At 71.6% G+C, this 18,157-nt stretch carries 16 protein-coding genes; 10 read left to right on the top strand and 6 right to left on the bottom strand.

From position 1 onward, the window contains the following. The first annotated feature begins 1 nt into the window (after nt 1). From ABZ818_RS24475 to ABZ818_RS24440, 8 genes are all read left to right on the top strand, one after another. Nucleotides 2-817 (top strand): 6-phosphogluconolactonase, encoded by an 816-nt coding sequence (locus ABZ818_RS24475; RefSeq protein ID WP_361418390.1) that lies wholly within the window; start codon nt 2-4, stop codon nt 815-817. A gap of 8 nt (nt 818-825) precedes the next feature. Next, complete coding sequence (gene iolC / locus ABZ818_RS24470) at nt 826-1,791, top strand: 5-dehydro-2-deoxygluconokinase (RefSeq protein ID WP_361418567.1); 966 nt, start codon at nt 826-828, stop codon at nt 1,789-1,791. Next, nucleotides 1,788-2,693 carry a deoxyribose-phosphate aldolase gene (locus ABZ818_RS24465; RefSeq protein ID WP_361418387.1) on the top strand — a complete coding sequence of 302 codons (906 nt, stop codon included), beginning with the start codon at nt 1,788-1,790 and terminating at the stop codon, nt 2,691-2,693. The genes iolC and ABZ818_RS24465 overlap by 4 nt, the downstream gene beginning before the upstream one ends. Continuing rightward, nucleotides 2,693-3,577 carry a 5-deoxy-glucuronate isomerase gene (gene iolB, locus ABZ818_RS24460; RefSeq protein WP_361418385.1) on the top strand — a complete coding sequence of 295 codons (885 nt, stop codon included), beginning with the start codon at nt 2,693-2,695 and terminating at the stop codon, nt 3,575-3,577. The genes ABZ818_RS24465 and iolB overlap by 1 nt, the downstream gene beginning before the upstream one ends. Further along, nucleotides 3,574-5,472 (top strand): 3D-(3,5/4)-trihydroxycyclohexane-1,2-dione acylhydrolase (decyclizing), encoded by a 1,899-nt coding sequence (iolD, locus tag ABZ818_RS24455; RefSeq protein ID WP_361418383.1) that lies wholly within the window; start codon nt 3,574-3,576, stop codon nt 5,470-5,472. Before iolB ends, iolD begins: the two co-directional genes overlap by 4 nt. Nucleotides 5,473-5,844: 372 nt before the next feature. Next, nucleotides 5,845-7,050 (top strand): glycosyltransferase, encoded by a 1,206-nt coding sequence (locus ABZ818_RS24450; RefSeq protein WP_361418564.1) that lies wholly within the window; start codon nt 5,845-5,847, stop codon nt 7,048-7,050. Between the two features lie 144 nt (nt 7,051-7,194). Then, nucleotides 7,195-9,363, top strand: coding sequence for an RNA polymerase recycling motor ATPase HelR (gene helR, locus ABZ818_RS24445; protein WP_361418381.1), 2,169 nt, complete (start codon nt 7,195-7,197; stop codon nt 9,361-9,363). 110 nt (nt 9,364-9,473) lie between these two features. Continuing rightward, the gene (locus ABZ818_RS24440; protein WP_361418378.1) at nt 9,474-10,250 is read left to right on the top strand and encodes a class I SAM-dependent methyltransferase; all 777 of its coding nucleotides are present in this window, start codon (nt 9,474-9,476) and stop codon (nt 10,248-10,250) included. 76 nt (nt 10,251-10,326) lie between these two features. Here the strand turns inward: ABZ818_RS24440 and ABZ818_RS24435 are convergent, their stop codons facing one another. The 5 genes from ABZ818_RS24435 to ABZ818_RS24415 all read right to left on the bottom strand — a co-directional run bounded on the left by ABZ818_RS24435 (nt 10,327) and on the right by ABZ818_RS24415 (nt 15,699). After that, entirely contained in the window at nt 10,327-10,728 is a 402-nt protein-coding gene (locus tag ABZ818_RS24435; RefSeq protein WP_361418375.1) for a hypothetical protein, read from the bottom strand. Between the two features lie 224 nt (nt 10,729-10,952). After that, nucleotides 10,953-11,321: a hypothetical protein gene (locus tag ABZ818_RS24430; protein WP_361418372.1), complete on the bottom strand. Its 369-nt coding sequence runs from the start codon at nt 11,319-11,321 to the stop codon at nt 10,953-10,955. Between the two features lie 1,048 nt (nt 11,322-12,369). After that, on the bottom strand, nt 12,370-13,392 hold the full coding sequence (locus ABZ818_RS24425; protein ID WP_361418369.1) for an IPT/TIG domain-containing protein: 1,023 nt from the start codon (nt 13,390-13,392) through the stop codon (nt 12,370-12,372). Between the two features lie 136 nt (nt 13,393-13,528). Beyond that, a complete protein-coding gene (locus tag ABZ818_RS24420) occupies nt 13,529-14,275 on the bottom strand; it encodes an IPT/TIG domain-containing protein (protein WP_361418366.1) in 747 nt (248 codons plus the stop codon). 836 nt (nt 14,276-15,111) lie between these two features. Continuing rightward, the gene (locus ABZ818_RS24415; protein WP_361418363.1) at nt 15,112-15,699 is read right to left on the bottom strand and encodes a cellulose binding domain-containing protein; all 588 of its coding nucleotides are present in this window, start codon (nt 15,697-15,699) and stop codon (nt 15,112-15,114) included. Nucleotides 15,700-15,951: 252 nt separating this feature from the next. On the opposite strand from ABZ818_RS24415, the gene ABZ818_RS24410 reads away from it, so the two are divergent. Both ABZ818_RS24410 and ABZ818_RS24405 read left to right on the top strand, forming a co-directional pair. Further along, complete coding sequence (locus tag ABZ818_RS24410; protein WP_361418360.1) at nt 15,952-17,247, top strand: GAF domain-containing SpoIIE family protein phosphatase; 1,296 nt, start codon at nt 15,952-15,954, stop codon at nt 17,245-17,247. Nucleotides 17,248-17,438: 191 nt separating this feature from the next. Beyond that, complete coding sequence (locus ABZ818_RS24405; RefSeq protein ID WP_361418357.1) at nt 17,439-17,813, top strand: hypothetical protein; 375 nt, start codon at nt 17,439-17,441, stop codon at nt 17,811-17,813. 68 nt (nt 17,814-17,881) lie between these two features. On the opposite strand, the gene ABZ818_RS24400 is transcribed toward ABZ818_RS24405, so the two are convergent. After that, the coding region (locus tag ABZ818_RS24400) for a zinc ribbon domain-containing protein (RefSeq protein ID WP_361418355.1) at nt 17,882-18,157 on the bottom strand (276 nt) is incomplete at its 5' end.

Below are 18,157 nucleotides of genomic sequence, written 5' to 3'. Positions count from 1 at the left end.
CATGTCGGCCCCCCTTCCCCCGCGCGTCTTCGACAGCCCCGCCCAGCTGGGCGCGGAGCTGGCCCGCGAGATCGCGGACGGGATCGCGGAAGCAGCAGGCTCCGGCCGGCGCTACGTCCTGGGCTGCCCCGGCGGCCGCAGCCCCAAGCCGGTCTACGAGGCACTGGCCGACCTGACCGCCGAGCGCGGGCTCGACCTGCGGCACGTCGTCATCGCCATGATGGACGAGTACGTCCTGCCCGACCCCGACGTGCCGGGCGGCTTCCACGACATCGACCACGGCGCGCACAACAGCTGCCACCGCTTCGCCGCCGAGGAGATCGTCGCCCCCCTCAACGCCGCAGCCGGCCCCACCCGGGGCATCCCCGCCGACGCGGTGTGGTTCCCCGACCCCGCGGACCCGTCCGCGTACGAGCGGCGCCTGGCCGAGGGCGGCGGCATCGACCTGTTCATCCTGGCCTGCGGCGCCTCGGACGGGCACATCGCCTTCAACCCGCCCGGCACCGACCGCCACAGCACCAGCCGGATCGTGGAGCTCGCCGACACCACCCGCGTCGACAACATGGGCACCTTCCCCGACTTCGCGTCCCTCGACGAGGTGCCCCGGCACGGCGTCACCGTCGGCGTGCACACCATCGTGGCCAACTCCCGGCGCGCGGTGATGACCGTCCACGGCGCCCACAAGCGCGAGGCGGTGCGCCGCCTGGCCACCGCCGGCGGCTACGACCCCTCCTGGCCCGCGACCCTGGTCATCGAGTGCGCCGACGCCGCCCTCTACGTCGACCGGGCGTCGATGGCCCTGGAGGACGCCGCGTGACGTACGACCTGATCACGCTGGGCCGGGTCGGCGTCGACCTCTACCCGGAGCAGACCGGGGTCGGCCTGGCCGAGGTGCGCACCTTCGCCAAGTACCTCGGCGGAAGCGCCACCAATGTGGCCGTCGCCGCCGCCCGGCACGGCCTGCGCAGCGCGGTGGTCACCGGAGTCGGCGACGATCCGCTGGGCGGGTTCGTCCGCGACGCGCTGCGCGGCTTCGGCGTCGACGACCGGCATGTGGTGACCGTGCCCGGTTCCCAGACCCCGGTGGTGCTGTGCGAGCTCTTCCCGCCGGACGACTTCCCGCTGTACTTCTACCGGCCCGAAGCGCCCGACCTGCGCCTGCTGCCCGAGCACCTGGACCTGCCCGCCCTGCGCGGCGCCCGGGTCGTCTGGGCCACCGGCAGCGGCCTGAGCGCCGAGCCGTCGCGCGGGACCACGCTGCGCGCGCTCGCCGAGCGCGACCCGAGCACCGACACCGTGCTGGACCTGGACTGGCGCCCGATGTTCTGGGACCGGCCCGAGGACGCGCCCGCCCGCTACGCGCAGGCGCTGGAGCACGCCACCGTCGCGGTCGGCAACCGCGACGAGGTCGAGGTCGCGGTGGGCACCCGTGACCCGGACCGGGCCGCCGACCTGCTGCTCGCCCGAGGAGTACGGCTGGCCGTGGTCAAGCAGGGCCCGCACGGCGTCCTGGCGCGCACCGCGACCGAGGACGTACGGGTGCCGCCGATCCCCGTCGAGGTGGTGAACGGCCTCGGCGCGGGCGACGCCTTCGGCGGCGCCCTGGTCGCCGGACTGCTGGCCGGACTGCCGCTGGGCGACACCCTGGCCGCCGCCAACGCCGCCGGGGCCCTGGTCGCCTCCCGGCACGCCTGCGCCGACGCGATGCCCACCCCCGAAGAGATCGCCGAGCTGACCGGCCGCCCCACCCCGCGCGCCGTCGCCACCACCACGACCGGAGAACCCCGTTGAGCACCACCCTCGCCACCGCCGCCGCCCGTGACCTCGCCGAGGTCACCCGGATCCGGCTCACCGACCCGGACGCGATCCGCCGGGCCGCCGCCGCCCGCCCGAAGTTCGACAGCGCGGACCTGGCCCGGCCGCTGTTCATCCTGGCCGCCGACCACCCGGCCCGCGGCGCGGTGGCCGCCGGCGGCAACCCCACCGCCATGGGCGACCGGCACGAGCTGCTGGCCCGCTGCGTCGAGGCGCTCTCCCGCCCCGGCGTGGACGGCTTCCTCGGCACCCCCGACCTGGTCGAGGACCTGACGCTGCTCGGCGCCCTTGACGGCAAGCTGGTGCTCGGCTCGATGAACCGGGGCGGCATACCCGGCGCCTCGTTCGAACTCGACGACCGCTTCACCTGCTACGACGCCCGAGGCATCGAGGAGGCGGGGCTGGACGGCGGCAAGGTGCTGCTCCGTGTCGACCCCGCCGACCCGGGGACCGCGGAGACCCTCAGTGGTACCGCCACCGCCGTGAACGAGCTGGCGGAGCGCCGGCTGCTCGCCCTGATCGAACCGTTCAAGTCCGTGCGCGAGGGCGGCAAGGTGCGCAACATCCTCGAGGCCGACGCGCAGATCTGGGTGAACAACATCGCCTCCGCGCTCGGCCGCACCTCCGCCTACACCTGGCTGAAGGTCCCGGTCGTCCCCGACATGGAGCGGATGATGGCCTCGACCACCATGCCCACCCTGCTGCTGGGCGGCGAGGGCGGCGGCGACCCCGACGCCATGTACGCGTCCTGGCAGCGCGCGCTGGACATCGAGCACGTCCGAGGGCTGATCATCGGCCGTACGATGCTCTTCCCCGCCGACGGCGATGTGGCCGGCGCCGTGGACACCGCCGTCTCGCTGCTCGGCCGGGAGTCCTGATGTCCCGTCGGCTGCACCTGCCCGACGGCACCGCCGCGGCGGACGGATTCCGCCTCACCGTCACCCCTGAGGACGCTGGGTGGGCCTACAGCTCCCTGCGCGTCCTGGACCTCGCACCGGGTGCCTCGCGGACGCTGGACACCGGTGACAGCGAGATGATCGTGCTGCCGCTGTCCGGCGGCTGCCGCGTGGAGATCGACGGCACCTCCTTCGACCTCGACGGCCGCCCCGACGTCTTCAGCCGGGTCACCGACTTCGCCTACGCGCCGCGCGACGCCAGGCTCACCGTCCACTCGGCGGACGGCGGGCGGTTCGCGCTCCCCGCGGCCCGCTGCGAGCGCCGGCTGGCGCCCGCCTACGGTCCCGCCGAGGCCGTGCCGGTCGAGATCCGCGGCGCGGGCCCCGCCACCCGGCAGGTGAACGACTTCGCCTCCCCCGAAGGCTTCCCCTGCGACCGCCTGGTCGCCGTCGAGGTGCTCACCCCCGACGGTAACTGGTCGTCGTATCCGCCGCACAAGCACGACGAGCGACGCCCGGGAGAGGCGGTGCTGGAGGAGATCTACTACTTCGAGATCGGCGGCCCCGGCCCGCACGGCTTCGGCTACCAGCGGGTGTACGAGCCCGCCGCGGCAGGCGTCGACGGGGTGGACGTGCTGGCGGAGGTCCGACAGGGCGACGTGGTACTCGTCCCCCGGGGCTACCACGGCCCCTCGATGGCCGCACCGGGACATCCCCTGTACTACCTCAATGTGCTCGCCGGGCCGGACCCGCAGCGCACCATGGCGTGCTGCGACGACCCGGCCCACCACTGGGTGCGCGCCTCCTGGGACGGCCAGGCCGCCGACCCCCGGGTGCCGATCTGCGACGCGGGAGGGCCGCGATGACCACGTCCACGTCTCTCGGGCAGGTGCGCCGACTGACCACCGCCCAGGCACTGGTGGCGTTCCTCGCCCAGCAGTACACCGAGCGGGACGGCGTCGAACAGCGGCTGATCGAAGGCTGTTTCGGCATCTTCGGCCACGGCAACATCGCCGGCCTCGGCCAGGCGCTGCTGGAACGCCCCGACGACCTGACCTACTACCAGGCCCGCAACGAGCAGGCCATGGTGCACGCCGCGGTGGCCTACGCCCGTACCCGGCGCAGGCTCTCCACCCTGGCCTGCACCGCCTCGGTGGGACCCGGCTCCACCAACATGGTCACCGGGGCGGCGCTGGCCACCGTCAACCGGCTGCCGGTGCTGCTGCTGCCCGGCGACACCTTCGCCTCGCGCGCCGCCTCACCGCTGCTCCAGGAGCTGGAGCAGCCGTACGCCGCCGACATCACCGTCAACGACACCTTCCGCCCCGTCTCCCGGTTCTTCGACCGGATCTGGCGGCCGGAGCAACTGCTCTCCTCGGCCGTGCAGGCGATGCGGGTGCTCACCGACCCGGCCGAGACCGGCGCCGTCACCCTGTGCCTGCCGCAGGACGTGCAGGCGGAGGCCTGGGACTTCCCCGAGGAGTTCTTCGCCCGCCGGGTGTGGCACGTCCGCCGCCCGGCACCTGACGAGGCGTCACTGGCCGCCGCCGTACGGCTGCTGCGGGGCGCACGGCGCCCGCTGATCGTGGCCGGCGGCGGGGTGATCCACTCCGACGCCAGCGCCGCGCTCGCGGAGTTCGCCGCCGCCACCGGCGTTCCCGTGGCGGTCACCCAGGCCGGGAAGGCCGCGCTGCCGCACGGCCATCCGGCGGCGGTCGGCGCCATCGGCCACACCGGCAGCGCCGCCGCCAACGCCCTGGCCCGCGACGCCGATGTGGTGATCGGCATCGGCACCCGCTGGCAGGACTTCACCACCGCTTCACGCACTCTGTTCGCGGACCCGCGGGTGGCCTTCGTCAACCTCAACATCGCCTCGTTCGACGCCGCCAAGCAGGCCGGGGTGTCGCTGGTCGCGGACGCCCGCGCCGGCATCCAGGCCCTGGGCGCCGCACTGTCCGGCTGGTCGGCCGCCCCGGAGTGGCGTGAGCGCGCGGCCGGACTGGTCCGCGGCTGGGACGCGGTGGCGGACGCCGCCTTCACCGGACACCGGCCGCTGCCCGCCCAGAGCGAGATCATCGGCGCGCTGCGGGACGCCATGGACGAGCGCGACGTGGTGGTGTGTGCCGCCGGTTCCATGCCGGGCGACCTGCACAAGCTGTGGCGTCCCAGCGATCCGCTGGGCTACCACGTCGAGTACGGCTACTCCTGCATGGGCTACGAGATCGCCGGAGGGCTGGGCGTGAAGATGGCCGCGCCCGACCGCGAGGTCGTGGTACTGGTCGGCGACGGCTCGTACCTGATGATGGCTCAGGAGATCGCCACGGCCGTGGCCGAGCGCCTCAAGTTGGTCGTGGTGCTGGTGCAGAACCACGGCTACGCCTCGATCGGCGCGCTGTCGGAGTCGGTCGGCGCCGACCGGTTCGGCACCCGCTACCGCTACCGGGATCCGGCCACCGGGCACCTGGACGGCGACACCCTGCCGGTCGACCTGGCCGCCAACGCGGCGAGCCTGGGCGCGGACGTCATCCGCGCCCAGGGCCTGGACGGCTTCCGCGAGGCACTCGCCACCGCGCTGGCCGCCGAGCGCACCACCGTCGTCCATGTGGAGACCGACCCCCTGGTGCCGGCGCCCGACTCGGACGCCTGGTGGGACGTCCCGGTCGCCGAGGTCTCCGCACTGCCGTCGACCACCACGGCCCGCGCCGCGTACGAGCAGCAGAAGAAGGCCCAGCGCCCGCTGCTCACCCCACCCCCGGCCTGACCCGGCCCCCGGCCCGCGTCCCCTGAGGCTCCCTCAGGGGACGCGGGCCTGCAGGCCGTCACGGCACTGGTCCTTTGGTTGTCACTGATCACACCGGGGATCTGCCAAAGACGCCGCTCCCCGCATCCAGCACGCCCCGCGGTGGCGCGGACGGAGTCGCGCCGGCGGACGGGTCGATATCCCTGTCCGCAATATGCGCAAAACCGGCATCGTCCGTCGGTATCGCACGGACAAAAAGAAAGGGAAAGGAGATCACCCGCTCCTTTCCACTCTCAACTTATAGCGCACTGGGGGGCTTGCGGCAAGGCCCCCGTCGTGCCGCAGAATCGCCGGCCGAAGCCAGAAAACGAGGGTGGGTGTCGCGAAGTGCGTGTGTTGTTGTCGACGTATGGATCGCGTGGGGACGTCGAACCGCTGGTGGCACTCGCGGTGCGGTTGCGGGAACTCGGTGCGGAGGTGCGGGTGTGCGCGCCGCCGGACGGGGACTTCGCGCAGCGGTTGGCCGGTGTCGGCGTGCCGCTGGTGCCGGTCGGCCGGTCGGCGCGCGCGCTGACGACCGCGGCACCGTCGCCGTCGTCGCTGCCCCAGCGCGCGGCCGAGCTGATCGCCGGCCAGCTCGACGCGGTCACCGCGGCGGCCGAGGACTGCGACGCGCTGGTGGCGACCGGCATGATGCCGGCCGCGGCCGGCGCGCTGTCGGTGGCCGAGAAGCTGGGTATTCGCTCCGTGTCCGTGACCTTCCAGCCGCTCACCCTGCCGTCGCCGCACCACGCACCGCTGGCGTATCCGGGCCGTCCGTTCCCGCCGGACGTGACCGGCAACCGGGAGCTGTGGGACCTGGACGCCCAGAGCATCAACACGCTGTTCGGTGAGGCACTCAACACGAACCGCGCGTCGATCGGCCTGTCACCCGTGGACGACGTCCGCGACTACGTGATCGGCGACCGGCCGTGGCTGGCGACGGACCCGGCCCTGGACCCGTGGCAGCGGACGCCGGACCTCGACGTCGTCCAGACCGGCGCGTGGATCCTGCCCGACGTGCGCCCGCTCCCGGCGGAGTTGACGGCGTTCCTGGACGCCGAGGCGCCACCGGTGTACGTGGGCTTCGGCAGCATGCCCATGCGCACCTCGACGGACGTCGCCCAGGCGGCCGTCGAAGCGATCCGAGCGCAGGGCCGGCGCGCGGTCGTGGCCCGTGGCTGGGCCGACCTGTCCCTGGTCGACGACCGTGACGACTGCTGCGTCGTCGGCGAGGTCAACCAGCAGGCGCTGTTCGGCCGGGTGGCCGCCGTCGTGCACCACGGCGGCGCGGGCACCACGACGACGGCCACCCGGGCCGGGGCGCCTCAGGTCGTGGTGCCCCAGGCGGCGGACCAGCCGTACTGGGCCGGCCGGGTCGCGGACCTCGGCATCGGCGCGGCACACGACGGTCCGACTCCCACCTTCGAGTCCCTGTCGGCCGCACTCGGGACGGCCCTGGCCCCCGGCACCCGCACACGAGCGACCACCGTGGCCGACATGATCCGCACCGACGGAGCGGCGGTGGCCGCGAAGCTGCTGCTCGACGCGATGAGCTGAAAGGGCCGCCGGTGCCCGCGTGAGCCACGTGGAATCACCGAGCCGGGACCGGAACACGACGACCCGACCACCCGACGTCACGCCGGGCCGGACACCTTGCCGCACGCAACGGTCGCAAGCGACCCCAGATCGGAACCGAAGACCATGAACCCTCTCACCACCAGCGCTTTCGACCTTCCCGACCGTCTCTCCTCCAAGGCCGACCCGACCCTGATCGCCGACGACGAGCAGCACTTCACGGCCATCGCGGAGTGCCTCGAACAGTCGATCGTCGAGGTGTCCGACCGCCTCGCCGCCGAACGCAGGGCGCCCGGCGGCACGGGCCGGCAGGCGTTGGACCGGGACCTGGAGATCCACCGGCTGACCGCTCGCCTGCGCACACTGCGCCGCTTCGGCCTGGACCTGTGCCTCGGCCGCATGGTCGGCACGGACCACTCCGAGCCCGTGTACGTCGGCCGGCTCGGCCTCACGGACAGCACGGGTCGCCGGCTGCTGCTCGACTGGCGCTCCCCCGCGGCTGAGCCGTTCTTCGGAGCCACCCACGCCAACCCGATGGGTCTGACGAGCCGCCGCAGGTACCGCTGGACCCGCGGCCGGATCAGCGACTACTGGGACGAGGTGTTCACCGCGGACGACTTCGCCGGGCACGCCGCGCTCGACGACCAGTCCGCCTTCATCGCCAGCCTGGGCAGCAGCCGTTCGCCTCGGATGCGTGACGTGCTCGGCACCATCCAGGCCGACCAGGACGCCATCATCCGCGCGGGCTCCCGCGGCGCTCTCGTCGTCGACGGCGGTCCGGGCACGGGGAAGACCGTCGTCGCCCTGCACCGCGCCGCCTACCTCCTCTACTCCGACCCCCGCCTCGGTCACCGCCGCGGCGGCCTGCTGTTCGTCGGCCCGCACCAGCCCTACCTCGGATACGTCGCCGACGTCCTCCCCAGCCTCGGCGAGGAGGGCGTACAGACCTGCACCCTGCGCGACCTCGTCACCGAAGGGGCCACGGCGGCGGTCGAGTCCGATCCGGACGTGGCCCGTCTGAAGTCGTCCGCGGATCTGGTGAAGGCGATCGAGCCGGCCGTCAGGTTCTACGAGGAGCCGCCCGCCAAGGGGATGACGGTCTCCACCCACTGGTCCGACATCCGGCTGACCGCCGACGACTGGGCCGCCGCGTTCGAAGCGGCGGAACCCGGTACCCCGCACAACGAGGCACGCGACCAGGTCTGGGAGGAACTGCTCACCATCCTGGTGGACAGGCACGACGGCGACGCCCCGGACGACCTGCTGCGCAGATCACTGCGGCAGCACGGGGAACTGCGAACGACCTTCAACCGCGCCTGGCCGCTGCTCGAAGCGACCGACCTCGTCGGGGACCTGTGGTCCGTGCCCGCCTATCTGCGGATGTGCGCTCCCTGGCTCGGCCCGGGCGACGTCGAAAAGCTCCAGCGCCCGGATGCCCAGGCCTGGACGGTGTCCGACCTGCCGCTGCTGGACGCGGCGCGGCAGCGCCTCGGCGACCCCGAGACGTCACGGCGCAAGGCCCGGCACGAGGCCGTCATCGCCGCCCAGCGCGAGCGCATGGCGCAGGTCGTCGACAACCTGATCGCCGCCGCGGCCGACTCCGGGGCCGACGGGGACGACGGCGAGGGCCTGGTGACGATGCTGCGAGGTGAGGACGCCGAGGTCAGCCTGGTCGACGAGTCCGAACTGTCCACCGCCGACCCGGACCAGCTCGCCGGCCCGTTCGCGCACATCGTCGTCGACGAGGCCCAGGAACTGACCGACGCGGAGTGGCAGATGCTGCTGCTGCGGTGCCCGTCCCGGAGCTTCACCATCGTCGGGGACCGTGCCCAGGCCAGGCGCGGGTTCACGGAGTCGTGGCGGGAGCGGCTCGAACGGATCGGGCTCGACCGGATCGACCTGGCGTCCCTGAGCATCAACTACCGGACGCCGGAAGAGATCATGGCGGAAGCCGAGCCGGTCATCCGGGCCGTGCTTCCGGACGCCAACGTGCCGACCTCCGTCCGCAGCAGCGGCGCCCCCGTCATGCACGGATCCACCGCGGACCTGCACTCGATCCTCGGCACCTGGCTCGCCGCACATGCCGACGGGATCGCCTGCGTCATCGGCGATCCGACGTTCCCGAGCACGGCTCGCGTCCGGTCGCTCACCCCGGAGCTGTCCAAGGGACTCGAATTCGACCTGGTCGTCCTCGTCGACCCGGAGACGTTCGGCGAGGGCGTCGAAGGAGCGATCGACCGCTATGTCGCCATGACCAGGGCGACCCAGCGACTCGTCATCCTCACGAGCCCGTGACGTCGGCCGGGACGCCGGCCGGGCGAGGCGGCCGGCGACCACCCGCCTCGGCACCGCCGCAGGAAAAACAGGTGTCGCCGACCGCCGTGTCCTCCCTACCGTTCAGGATCATGAATGACATCACTGCCCCGCCGCGGCTGACCCGACTCACCTTCCACGGACCGCTCTCCGAGGACCGGGCCGCCAGGATGATCCGGCGGCTCACCTCCCCGGCCGGGCAGGCAGCCCCGACCACCGTGCTCGACATCGGCTGCGGCTGGGGCGAGTTCATGCTCCGCCTCCTCGAGGCGATGCCCGGCGCGACCGGAGTCGGCGTCGACCTCGTTGAGGAGGACCTCGCCCGGGGGCGCGCCAACGCCGAGAGCCGCGGGCTGGCCGAGCGCGCCCGCTTCGCCCAGGAGTCCGCCGTCGACACCTCTCGAGGCCCCGCGGACCTCGTACTCTGCCTCGGCGCCAGTCACGCCCTCAGCGAGGCCCGACCCCCCGAGCACACCACTGCCGCCCTCCACGCCCTTCGGCGTCTGGTCACCCCGGGCGGCCGTGTCCTGCTCGGTGAGGGGTTCTGGCAACGTCCGCCCGCTCCGGACGAGTTGGCGGCCATGTGGCCTGACGCGTCCGCCTCCGAGTTCCACCACGTCGCCGACCTCGTCGACCTCGCCGTCGCCGCGGGGTTCCGTCCGGCGTGGATCGAGACCGCGAGCGACGACGAATGGGAGGAATTCGAGTCCGCCTACCAGTCCGACGTCGAGGAATGGCTCGCCACCCACCCCGATCATCCCCTCGCGAAGGAGACCCGCGACCGCGTCGACCGCCACCGCGACATGTGGCTCCGGGGTTATCGCGGCGTCCTGGGCATGGCCTACCTGACCCTCGTTCCCGTGGACTGAAGATCGGGCGGCGCCACTGGGAGCGCCCGGCAGCCTCGCGCTGCCGGGCACCGCTCCCCACTGGCTCTACCGCGTTTCAGCGCCCTTCCTTCCGCCTGCTGCGAACGAGCCAGGTGGCTCCCCCGACGGCCAGGGCGACCGGCCACTCAAGGGCCCCCGCGACAGCGAGGGCTCCCAGGCCCCCGTAGAAGACCAGGGCCCGGGTGGGCACGTTCTCCAGGCTGAGGTACGGGATCGGAACCGGGGCGCGGAACATGCGAGTGCGCAGGTGGACACCCCCGTCGGGGTGAGCCTCACCGGTCCCGTTCCGGGCTTGCGTACGCTCAGTGAACACTCGCGTGCTCCGGGTCCCGTACTGCCCCTTCTGGGCCCGCACGCGTGCCGCGGGCTCGAGCGTGGTCAGTCCAGCGTCCGACATCTTCTTCTGGGCCCGGACACGCTCGGTGGGCTCGAGCACGGTCTCGGCTGCCGTAACCATCCCCGCTCCTCCTCTCCTGTGAGCTGGTATGGATGTGTCTGGATACATCTCTTTTATCCATTCTCTCTTCCATCCTCGCGCACCGTCCGCCATAGCAGCTCCCTCGCGGCGAACCCGGACGACTCGGCCGGGCTCAGGAAGCACTCGTGCGGGGACCCCGGCCGGCCCTGGCAGGGCCGGCCGGGGTCCCCGCAACGCTCACTTCACAGTCCCGAACCGAGTCATCACGGTGCGCAATAGACAAGGGGGGTGACGTCGTAGTTCTGAGTGGCGGAGGTGTTGTGGAAGTTCACGGTCCAGCTGTCATCGGGTTTCTTGCTCGTGCTCCGGTAGCTGTTCACAGGGATGACCTCGTCGCCCCCGACCCAGCCCCCGCTGACCGCATGCTGTCCCGCCGGGCACACAGCGACCAAGGCGCGCGTCTGCCCCGGTGTCAGCGTCACGTCGTCTCCGACGACCGTAGTGATGTCGGCGACGCCCGAGGATCCCTGCACACCCTGCGGGCCGGTGGCACCGGTGTCGCCGTGCGATCCGGTAGCACCCTGCGGGCCGGTGGCACCCGCGTCACCCTTGTCACCCTTGTCACCCTTCACACCCGCCGTGCCCTGCGATCCGGTAACACCCTGCGGGCCAGTGGCACCCGTGTAGCCCTGCGGGCCCCTGGCACCGGTGTCGCCCTGGGGCCCGGAAGCACCCATCACGCCCTGCGGTCCGCTGGCGCCCGTAACCCCCTGCGGCCCGGCAACCCCTGCCCCACCCTGAGGACCCATGGCACCGCTCTGCCCCTGTGGCCCCGCAGTTCCCACAGCACCTTGCGGCCCGGTGGCACCGGCGTCACCCTTGTCGCCCTTGTCGCCCTTCACTCCGGTCACGCCCGTCGAGCCCTGCGGCCCGGTCGCGCCCGTATCACCTTTGTCGCCCTTCACCCCGGTCGCCCCCGTCGAGCCCTGCGGCCCGGTCGCGCCCGTGTCACCCTTGTCGCCCCTGTCACCCTTCGCCCCGGTCGCCCCCGTCGAGCCCGTCGCGCCCTGTGGACCCTGTGGCCCTTGGGGTCCGGGCTGCCCGCACGACGGGGCGGTGCTCGAGACCCTGACGTAGCGGGCAGCCACCCAGCCTGAGCGGTTCGCGAGCCGGTACCACACCGGGTCTCCGCCGACGCTCTCGCCCAGCGCCTGGCACCAGACGCTGATCCGCGCCCCGCTGGAATAGCTCCCCAATTCGGCAGACCTGACCGTCGGTTGGGCGCGGATGCTCAAGCTCGTCCTGGCCGTGACGGTCCCGGGAATCGCCGCCGCGAACACGCTCCGTTCCACGTGTGCGGGAGCGACATGCGAGCGCACCGCGTCCGTCAGCCCCGGGGCAGCCACCGCCACGGACCCTTGCAGCTCACATGCCAGACCGAGGCTCACCGCCCCCAGGGCCAGCGACAGAAAGGTAAGCCTTCGCATCAAGAAACACCACGCCTTCCGCTCTTCGCCTGTGATGAAGGGAGACGTAAAGAGAAAAGCGCATATTCAGTTCATAATACTGTTATGACACGAACAAATTCCCATGGGGCAGTGGGCTGCTTTTCAACCTGACTGGTTCCACGGCAAGTTGGCATGCGGTCAGGTGGCGCCCCAGTCGGGTCGGCCTCACGGGTCAGATCGCGGGGCCCGCGATCCGGGTATAGGTGAGCCCGTTGCTGACGCCGGCGGGAGTGGTGACCGTGATGGTGACCGCTCCGGCGGCACCGGCGGGCGCGACAGCCGTGGCGCTCGTCGGGGAGAGCACGGTGAACGCCGCTGGGACGCCGCCGAACTCCACGCCGGTCGTGGCGTTGAGGTTCGTACCGGTCAGCGTGACGACGGCGCCCGCGTACGCCGGCCCCTGATCGGGGGTCACGGAGGTCAGGGTGGGGGCGTCGAGGTAGACGTAGCCGAGAGGGTTGCTGGTGCCGCCGGGGGTGGTCACCGTGACCGCCGCGGCACCGGCCGCGTGAGCCGGCGTCACCAGGGTGATGCGAGTGGCGGAGACGACGGTGAACGAGGCCGCCGCCGTGTCGAAGCGCACCGCCGTCGCGTTGAGAAGCCCGCTGCCGGTCAAGGTCGCCGCGGATCCGCCGGCCGAGGGTCCGGCGGGCGGCTCGATGTGGGTCAGCGACGGAACGGGGGCGTAGTAGAAGTACGCGCTGGGGTCGTCGGGGTTGCTGGTGCCGCCAGGGGTGGTCACCGTGACCGCCGCGGCACCGGAGGCGTGAGCGGGGGGCACCGCGATGATCCTCGTGGCGGAGAGAACGGTGAACGACGTCGCCGCGATCCCGTCGAAGAACACCCCTGTCGCCCCCGTCAGGTTGGTGCCGGTCAGCGTCACCGTAATGCCCCCGGAGACGGGCCCCTGACCGGGCGTCACTCCCGATACGGCGGGGGCGGCGACGTAGGTGTACGTGACCGTCTGGGTACTGGTGCCCTGGCTGGTGGTGACGGTGGCGTTGACCGCGCCGGTGCCGGAAGGAGGCACCGCCGTGAGCTGTGTGCCGCTGAGGACGGTGAACGAGGTGGCGGCTCTGCCGCCGAACTGGACGGCTGTCGCACCGGTGAAGCCGGTACCGGTCACGGTGACAATGTTCCCGCCTGAGGACGGCCCCTGGTTGGGGCTGATCGAGGAGACGGTGGGGGCAGCCATGGCTGTACTCCTTCAGGCAACACTGCGGCGGACCGGCTCGGGCGACGACGGCCGGAGCGGGGGACACCCGTCCGAGCGCAGGAGGGGACTGCGTTCGGACGGGTGTCGTGTGCATCCCCGGTACGGGGCTGCTGGATCAGATGCCGGGGCCGGCGACGTAGGTGAATCCGCCGGCGGCGGTGGCGGACCCGGCAGGGTTGATGACCACGACGTCGACGGCACCGGCCGTGCCGGGCGGCGCGACCGCCGACAAGGTGGTGGCGTTGATGACCGAGAACGGCGCGGCGGTGCCGCCGAAGGTGACCGAGCTGGTGCTGTCGAGGTTGGTGCCCGTGATGGTCACCGCCGTGCCGCCGGAGGTCGGTCCCGAGGTCGGGTTGACGGACACGATCGTGGGGTCGTCGATGTAGGTGTAGGACAGGCCGTTGTTGCTGCCGCCCGCGGTCGTCACGGTGACCGGCACCGGCCCGGCCGCCGCGCCCACCGGCACGACGACGCTGATGGAGCTGTCGGAGTTCACCGTGGGGGTGGCGGTGTTCCCGCCGAAGGACACGCTGGTCGCGGTCGACAGGCCGGTGCCGTTGACGGTGATGGTGTTGCCGCCGGCCAGCGGCCCCGAGCTGGAGCCCAGGGAGGACTTGAACGGGGCGCCGACGTAGAAGAACGACACCGGGTTGCTCGTCCCGCCCGGGGTGGTCAGGGTGACCCCGACCGAGCCCGCCCCCGAGGGGGAGACCGCGGTGACCTGGGTCGGTGAGACGTTGGTGACGCTCGTGGCGGGCTTGGTGCCGAACATCACCGCGCTGGTGTTGGAGAGGTTGGTACCGCTGATGGTCACCAGCGTGCCTCCGCCGGTGGAACCCTGATTCGGAGAAATGGGCATGGGGACACTCCTTCGTCTCTGGTGGGGACATGCGAGGAACCAGCGGAATGACCAGTCACCGTCCGCGCCGCCGCCGAGAAGCGGGACCGCCGCCGGCGCACGAGCGCCGTCAGCCCTTTCGGGCTGCTTCAGGCATGGAAGGACACGGCTCAGGAGTACTGCTGGGCCCGGAGGGAACGAACGGACTCTCGCGCCGGCACGAAGGGCCGGACGCACAGCAGCCTGCGCCATCTCCCTGGGCATGGAGAAAACCGGCAACAGCTGCCTGTCTCAACGTCCTTCTGGCACGGGGATGGGCAGCCCGCCGGTGTCGCACTCTCAGTAACCCACACGTCCGATCGAGTGACAAGAGGTCATTCGCTTTAATCACCCGTACGGAGTAATTCATGTCTGGCCCGCCAGGGGCCGCACCCTCCCACGGGGACGGGTCGGCGCCGCCCGGCCAGGCGCTGCCGGCCGCCGCGCCGAACGGCCACGAGCAACTCGTCTGTCTCACAAAGCAAGACACCGTCGGGGGCGCGACCTAGGGAATCCCAGTGGGCGGTACGCCGAGAATGATTGAAACCGTCGCGGTCCCCTTTTGGAGTGACGCCTCCGGAAACCCCTTGCCGGTGTCCTGACCCGGAGGATTGGATGTGAATATCCAGCCGGTGGGCCGCCCATCCTCTCCGGGGGATGTGGCAGTCGATCCGTGTGCGGCTTCTCTCCGGAGGAAAGTGCGTGGGTGCCGGCTTGCCACGATGGGCACCCCCGCAGAGGGATTTGGATCGGGTCAGCCGGTGCCGTCCAGGTACCGGCTGACCCGGTGGTACTCCTGAATCAGAACGCAGCGGGATTCAGGGGCTCTTGCAGGTGATGTTCCCGGGTGCCGGGGTGGAGTTGCCGGTGGCGGTGAAGCCAAAGGTGGCAGTGCCGCTGGCCGCGAGGGCGCCGTTGTACGGGCTGTTGCGCACCGTGACGGATCCGCTGGTCCCGGTGTTCACTCCGTCCCAGAGGCTGCTGATGGACTGACCGGAGCCCAAGGTCATGCCGGCAGTCCAGCCGTTGAGCATGCTGGTGCCGTTGTTACGGATCGTCACCTCACCCTGGAAGCCACCGGGCCAGCTGTTGACGTTGCGGTAGCCGGCGGTGCAGGTGCCGTTGGTGCCACCACCGCCCGGGTCACCACCGCTGCCGCCTCCGCCGTCGGTCAGGGTCGGCGTCTGCCAGTCCCGCCACGTGGACAGGTTGCCGGACTTGCCGGGGGCGATCCTGAACACGCCGAAGCCGCTGCCCGTGCCCAGCAGGAACTTCTGGATGCTCTGCTGCAGCGACGTCTTCCACTCGGACCTGACGGCGCAGTGGGTCCTGGGAGCGCTCCCAAACGTAGGAACGAGGTCGGGGCATGACAACACCCGGGAACTGGGCCGGCTCAGTTTGGCCATTCCGGCACTGCCTTCGGCGCTCGACCGGCCTAGCAAAGCGGGCGGATGAGGGGAAACCGACGGGGCCGGTGGGCGCCTGCGGCTCCACGCAGCGGGAAGTTCCAGCCGTTTCGTAGAGCACGGCGAAATTTTCGACGTCGGCCACCGTACATCCGCGGCGAACCGCTCACCCGCCTTCACCGCGTCGGACGGCGCAGCACCCCCGGCGAAGGGTGACAGAGTATGACGACAGGCGCATGAGGAAGGAACGTGATGAAGCGGAAGCCCTCACCGTCGACGGAACCTAAGGCGGGATCCACGCCGGAGGTCGCTGCGGCCCGTCTGCGTCTGCTCGCCGAGGCGAGCCGCGCCCTGGCCTCGGGCCTGGACGCGGAGGAGTCGCTGCGCCGCCTGGCCCGGGTGGTGGTTCCGCATCTGGCCGACGCCTGCGTCGTCGACATGGTCGAGGGAAACGGGCTGCGCCGACTCACCGTCACGGACCGGGACGCGGAGCGGGTGCTGCGGGTACTGCCCGGTGGGTTCCTGCCCGGGCCGGACGACTCGGCTGCCGCTCTGGCGAAGGTGCTGCGCGGCGCGGGCCCCATGGTGGTCACCGACTTCGACATGCCCGATCCTGACGACTCCCTGCACGCCGCGCAGTGGGCCCTTTACCGCATGCTGGGCGCCGAGACCGCGTTGATCGTGCCCATGGGCGTACGGCGGGAGGCCCTCGGGGCGCTCACCTTCGTCCGCCGCGCCCCGGCCGTCCCCTTCGACGAGCAGGAGCAGGCACTCGCCGCAGACCTGGGACACCGCGCGGGCCTCGCGCTGGACAACGCGCGCCTGTACGCGCTGCAACAGCACACCGCGGAGCAGCTCCAGCTCTCCCTCCTGCCCGATCTGACCGGGCTCGGGCACCTCCAGCTCGCCACCCGCTACGTGGCCGCCCGCGAGCGGGCCGAGGTCGGCGGCGACTGGTACGACGCCTTCCCGCTCCCCGACGGCTCGGTGATTCTCGCGATCGGGGACGTGGTCGGCCACGACCTGGCGGCCGCCGTCCGCATGGGCCAGTTGCGCAACATGCTGCGCGCGCTCGCCTACGACAGCGGGGACGACCCGGCCGGAGTGATGAACCGCCTGGACCGGGTCATGCAGGGCCTGACCAGCATCGAACTCGTCACGGCCGTCATCGCCCGCATCGAGACGCCTCCCGGCGGACCGTGGCAGCTACTCATGAGCAACGCCGGCCACCTTCCGCCGCTGCTCGCCCAGCCCGACGGCCGCACTCTCCTGCTGGAGGAAGGGCACGCCCCCGTGCTGGGAGTCGACCCCGCGCTCGAGCGCGAGACCGCGGCGGTCACCCTGCCGCCCGGAAGCACACTGCTCTTCTACACCGACGGCCTCATCGAACGCCCCGGTGAGGACATCGGCCGCGGTCTCACCCGGCTGCGCCAGCACGCGGCCGCGCTGGCCCGGGAACCGCTGGCGGTCTTCCGCGACGAACTGCTCACCCGGTTGAGCGACGACCAGCACGACGACATCGCCATCCTGGCCCTGCGCGTCCCCTGACCTCCGGGACGCGTGGGTACAGAGAAGCGAAAGGTCAGTTGCAGTCGACAAAGTGTTCGCATACGACACGCTTCGATCAATGGCCGTCAGTCTTGAAGACCTCCACTCGAACTCCCGGGCCGCGCGCCTACGGTGCGATCACCGGTCGGCCCGGGCCGTCCGGACTCAGCCGATGATCAAGGGGAGGCACCGTGGCGAGTGTGGAAGTGTCGCTGAAGGAAATGATGACCGCGGTCGAGGGGGCGCTGGGCGCGGCGGTCGTCGACTACACCAGCGGAATGGCCCTGGGAACCCTGGGCGGAGGCAAGGATCTCGATCTGACCATCGCCGCGGCGGGGAACACGGACGTCATCCGCGCCAAGGTGCGCACCATGGAGCAGTTGGGCCTGAACAGTCAGATCCAGGACGTGCTGATCACGCTCGGCGACCAGTACCACCTGATCCGCCTGGTCACCGGACGCGACGGCAACGGCCTGTTCCTCTATCTGGTCCTGGACAAGTCCCGTTCGAATCTGGCGATGGCCCGCCACCAGCTCAAGCGCGTCGAGGAACAGCTCGAGGTCTAGGTCTTCCGCGCCCCGGGCCGACGTGCGCCCATGATGTGAAAACTTCTTCAATTGACGTGCTCCCCGTCCTAAAGGACGGGGATTCCTGCCACGGTCGGCTGGCCGTCTCGAGGGCTTCCTGCTTCAACGCGCTGTGCCGGGCCCAAAGTCCTGGTCTTACCTGCGCTCGGCGAGGCGTTTAGCGTCTCCGCCCGTCCGGCGGCGACGATCCGACGTCCTTCGCACAGGACGTTCTTCGCTGCGTTGTGATCCCGGTCGTGGATGGTGCCGCAGTTCTGGCACGTCCATGCGCGGACGTGGAGGGGCTTGGGCCCGTCCCGGAACCCGCAGGCCGAGCAGAGCTG

The organism is Streptomyces sp. NPDC047453, assembly GCF_040643155.1.
Classification (GTDB): Bacteria; Actinomycetota; Actinomycetes; order Streptomycetales; family Streptomycetaceae; genus Streptomyces.
The sequence above is the reverse complement of the archived record's forward strand: the minus strand, read 5'-3'. Positions and strand labels throughout refer to the sequence as shown.

Coding starts and splice junctions, on each gene's coding strand:
- iolB (WP_361418385.1), top strand. CDS start 2,693: ATGTCCCGTCGGCTGCACCTGCCCGACGGCACCGCCGCGGCGGACGGA.
- ABZ818_RS24440 (WP_361418378.1), top strand. CDS start 9,474: ATGAATGACATCACTGCCCCGCCGCGGCTGACCCGACTCACCTTCCAC.
- ABZ818_RS24410 (WP_361418360.1), top strand. CDS start 15,952: ATGAAGCGGAAGCCCTCACCGTCGACGGAACCTAAGGCGGGATCCACG.
- ABZ818_RS24425 (WP_361418369.1), bottom strand. CDS start 13,392: ATGGCTGCCCCCACCGTCTCCTCGATCAGCCCCAACCAGGGGCCGTCC.
- helR (WP_361418381.1), top strand. CDS start 7,195: ATGAACCCTCTCACCACCAGCGCTTTCGACCTTCCCGACCGTCTCTCC.
- ABZ818_RS24435 (WP_361418375.1), bottom strand. CDS start 10,728: ATGGTTACGGCAGCCGAGACCGTGCTCGAGCCCACCGAGCGTGTCCGG.
- ABZ818_RS24475 (WP_361418390.1), top strand. CDS start 2: ATGTCGGCCCCCCTTCCCCCGCGCGTCTTCGACAGCCCCGCCCAGCTG.
- iolD (WP_361418383.1), top strand. CDS start 3,574: ATGACCACGTCCACGTCTCTCGGGCAGGTGCGCCGACTGACCACCGCC.
- ABZ818_RS24420 (WP_361418366.1), bottom strand. CDS start 14,275: ATGCCCATTTCTCCGAATCAGGGTTCCACCGGCGGAGGCACGCTGGTG.
- ABZ818_RS24415 (WP_361418363.1), bottom strand. CDS start 15,699: ATGGCCAAACTGAGCCGGCCCAGTTCCCGGGTGTTGTCATGCCCCGAC.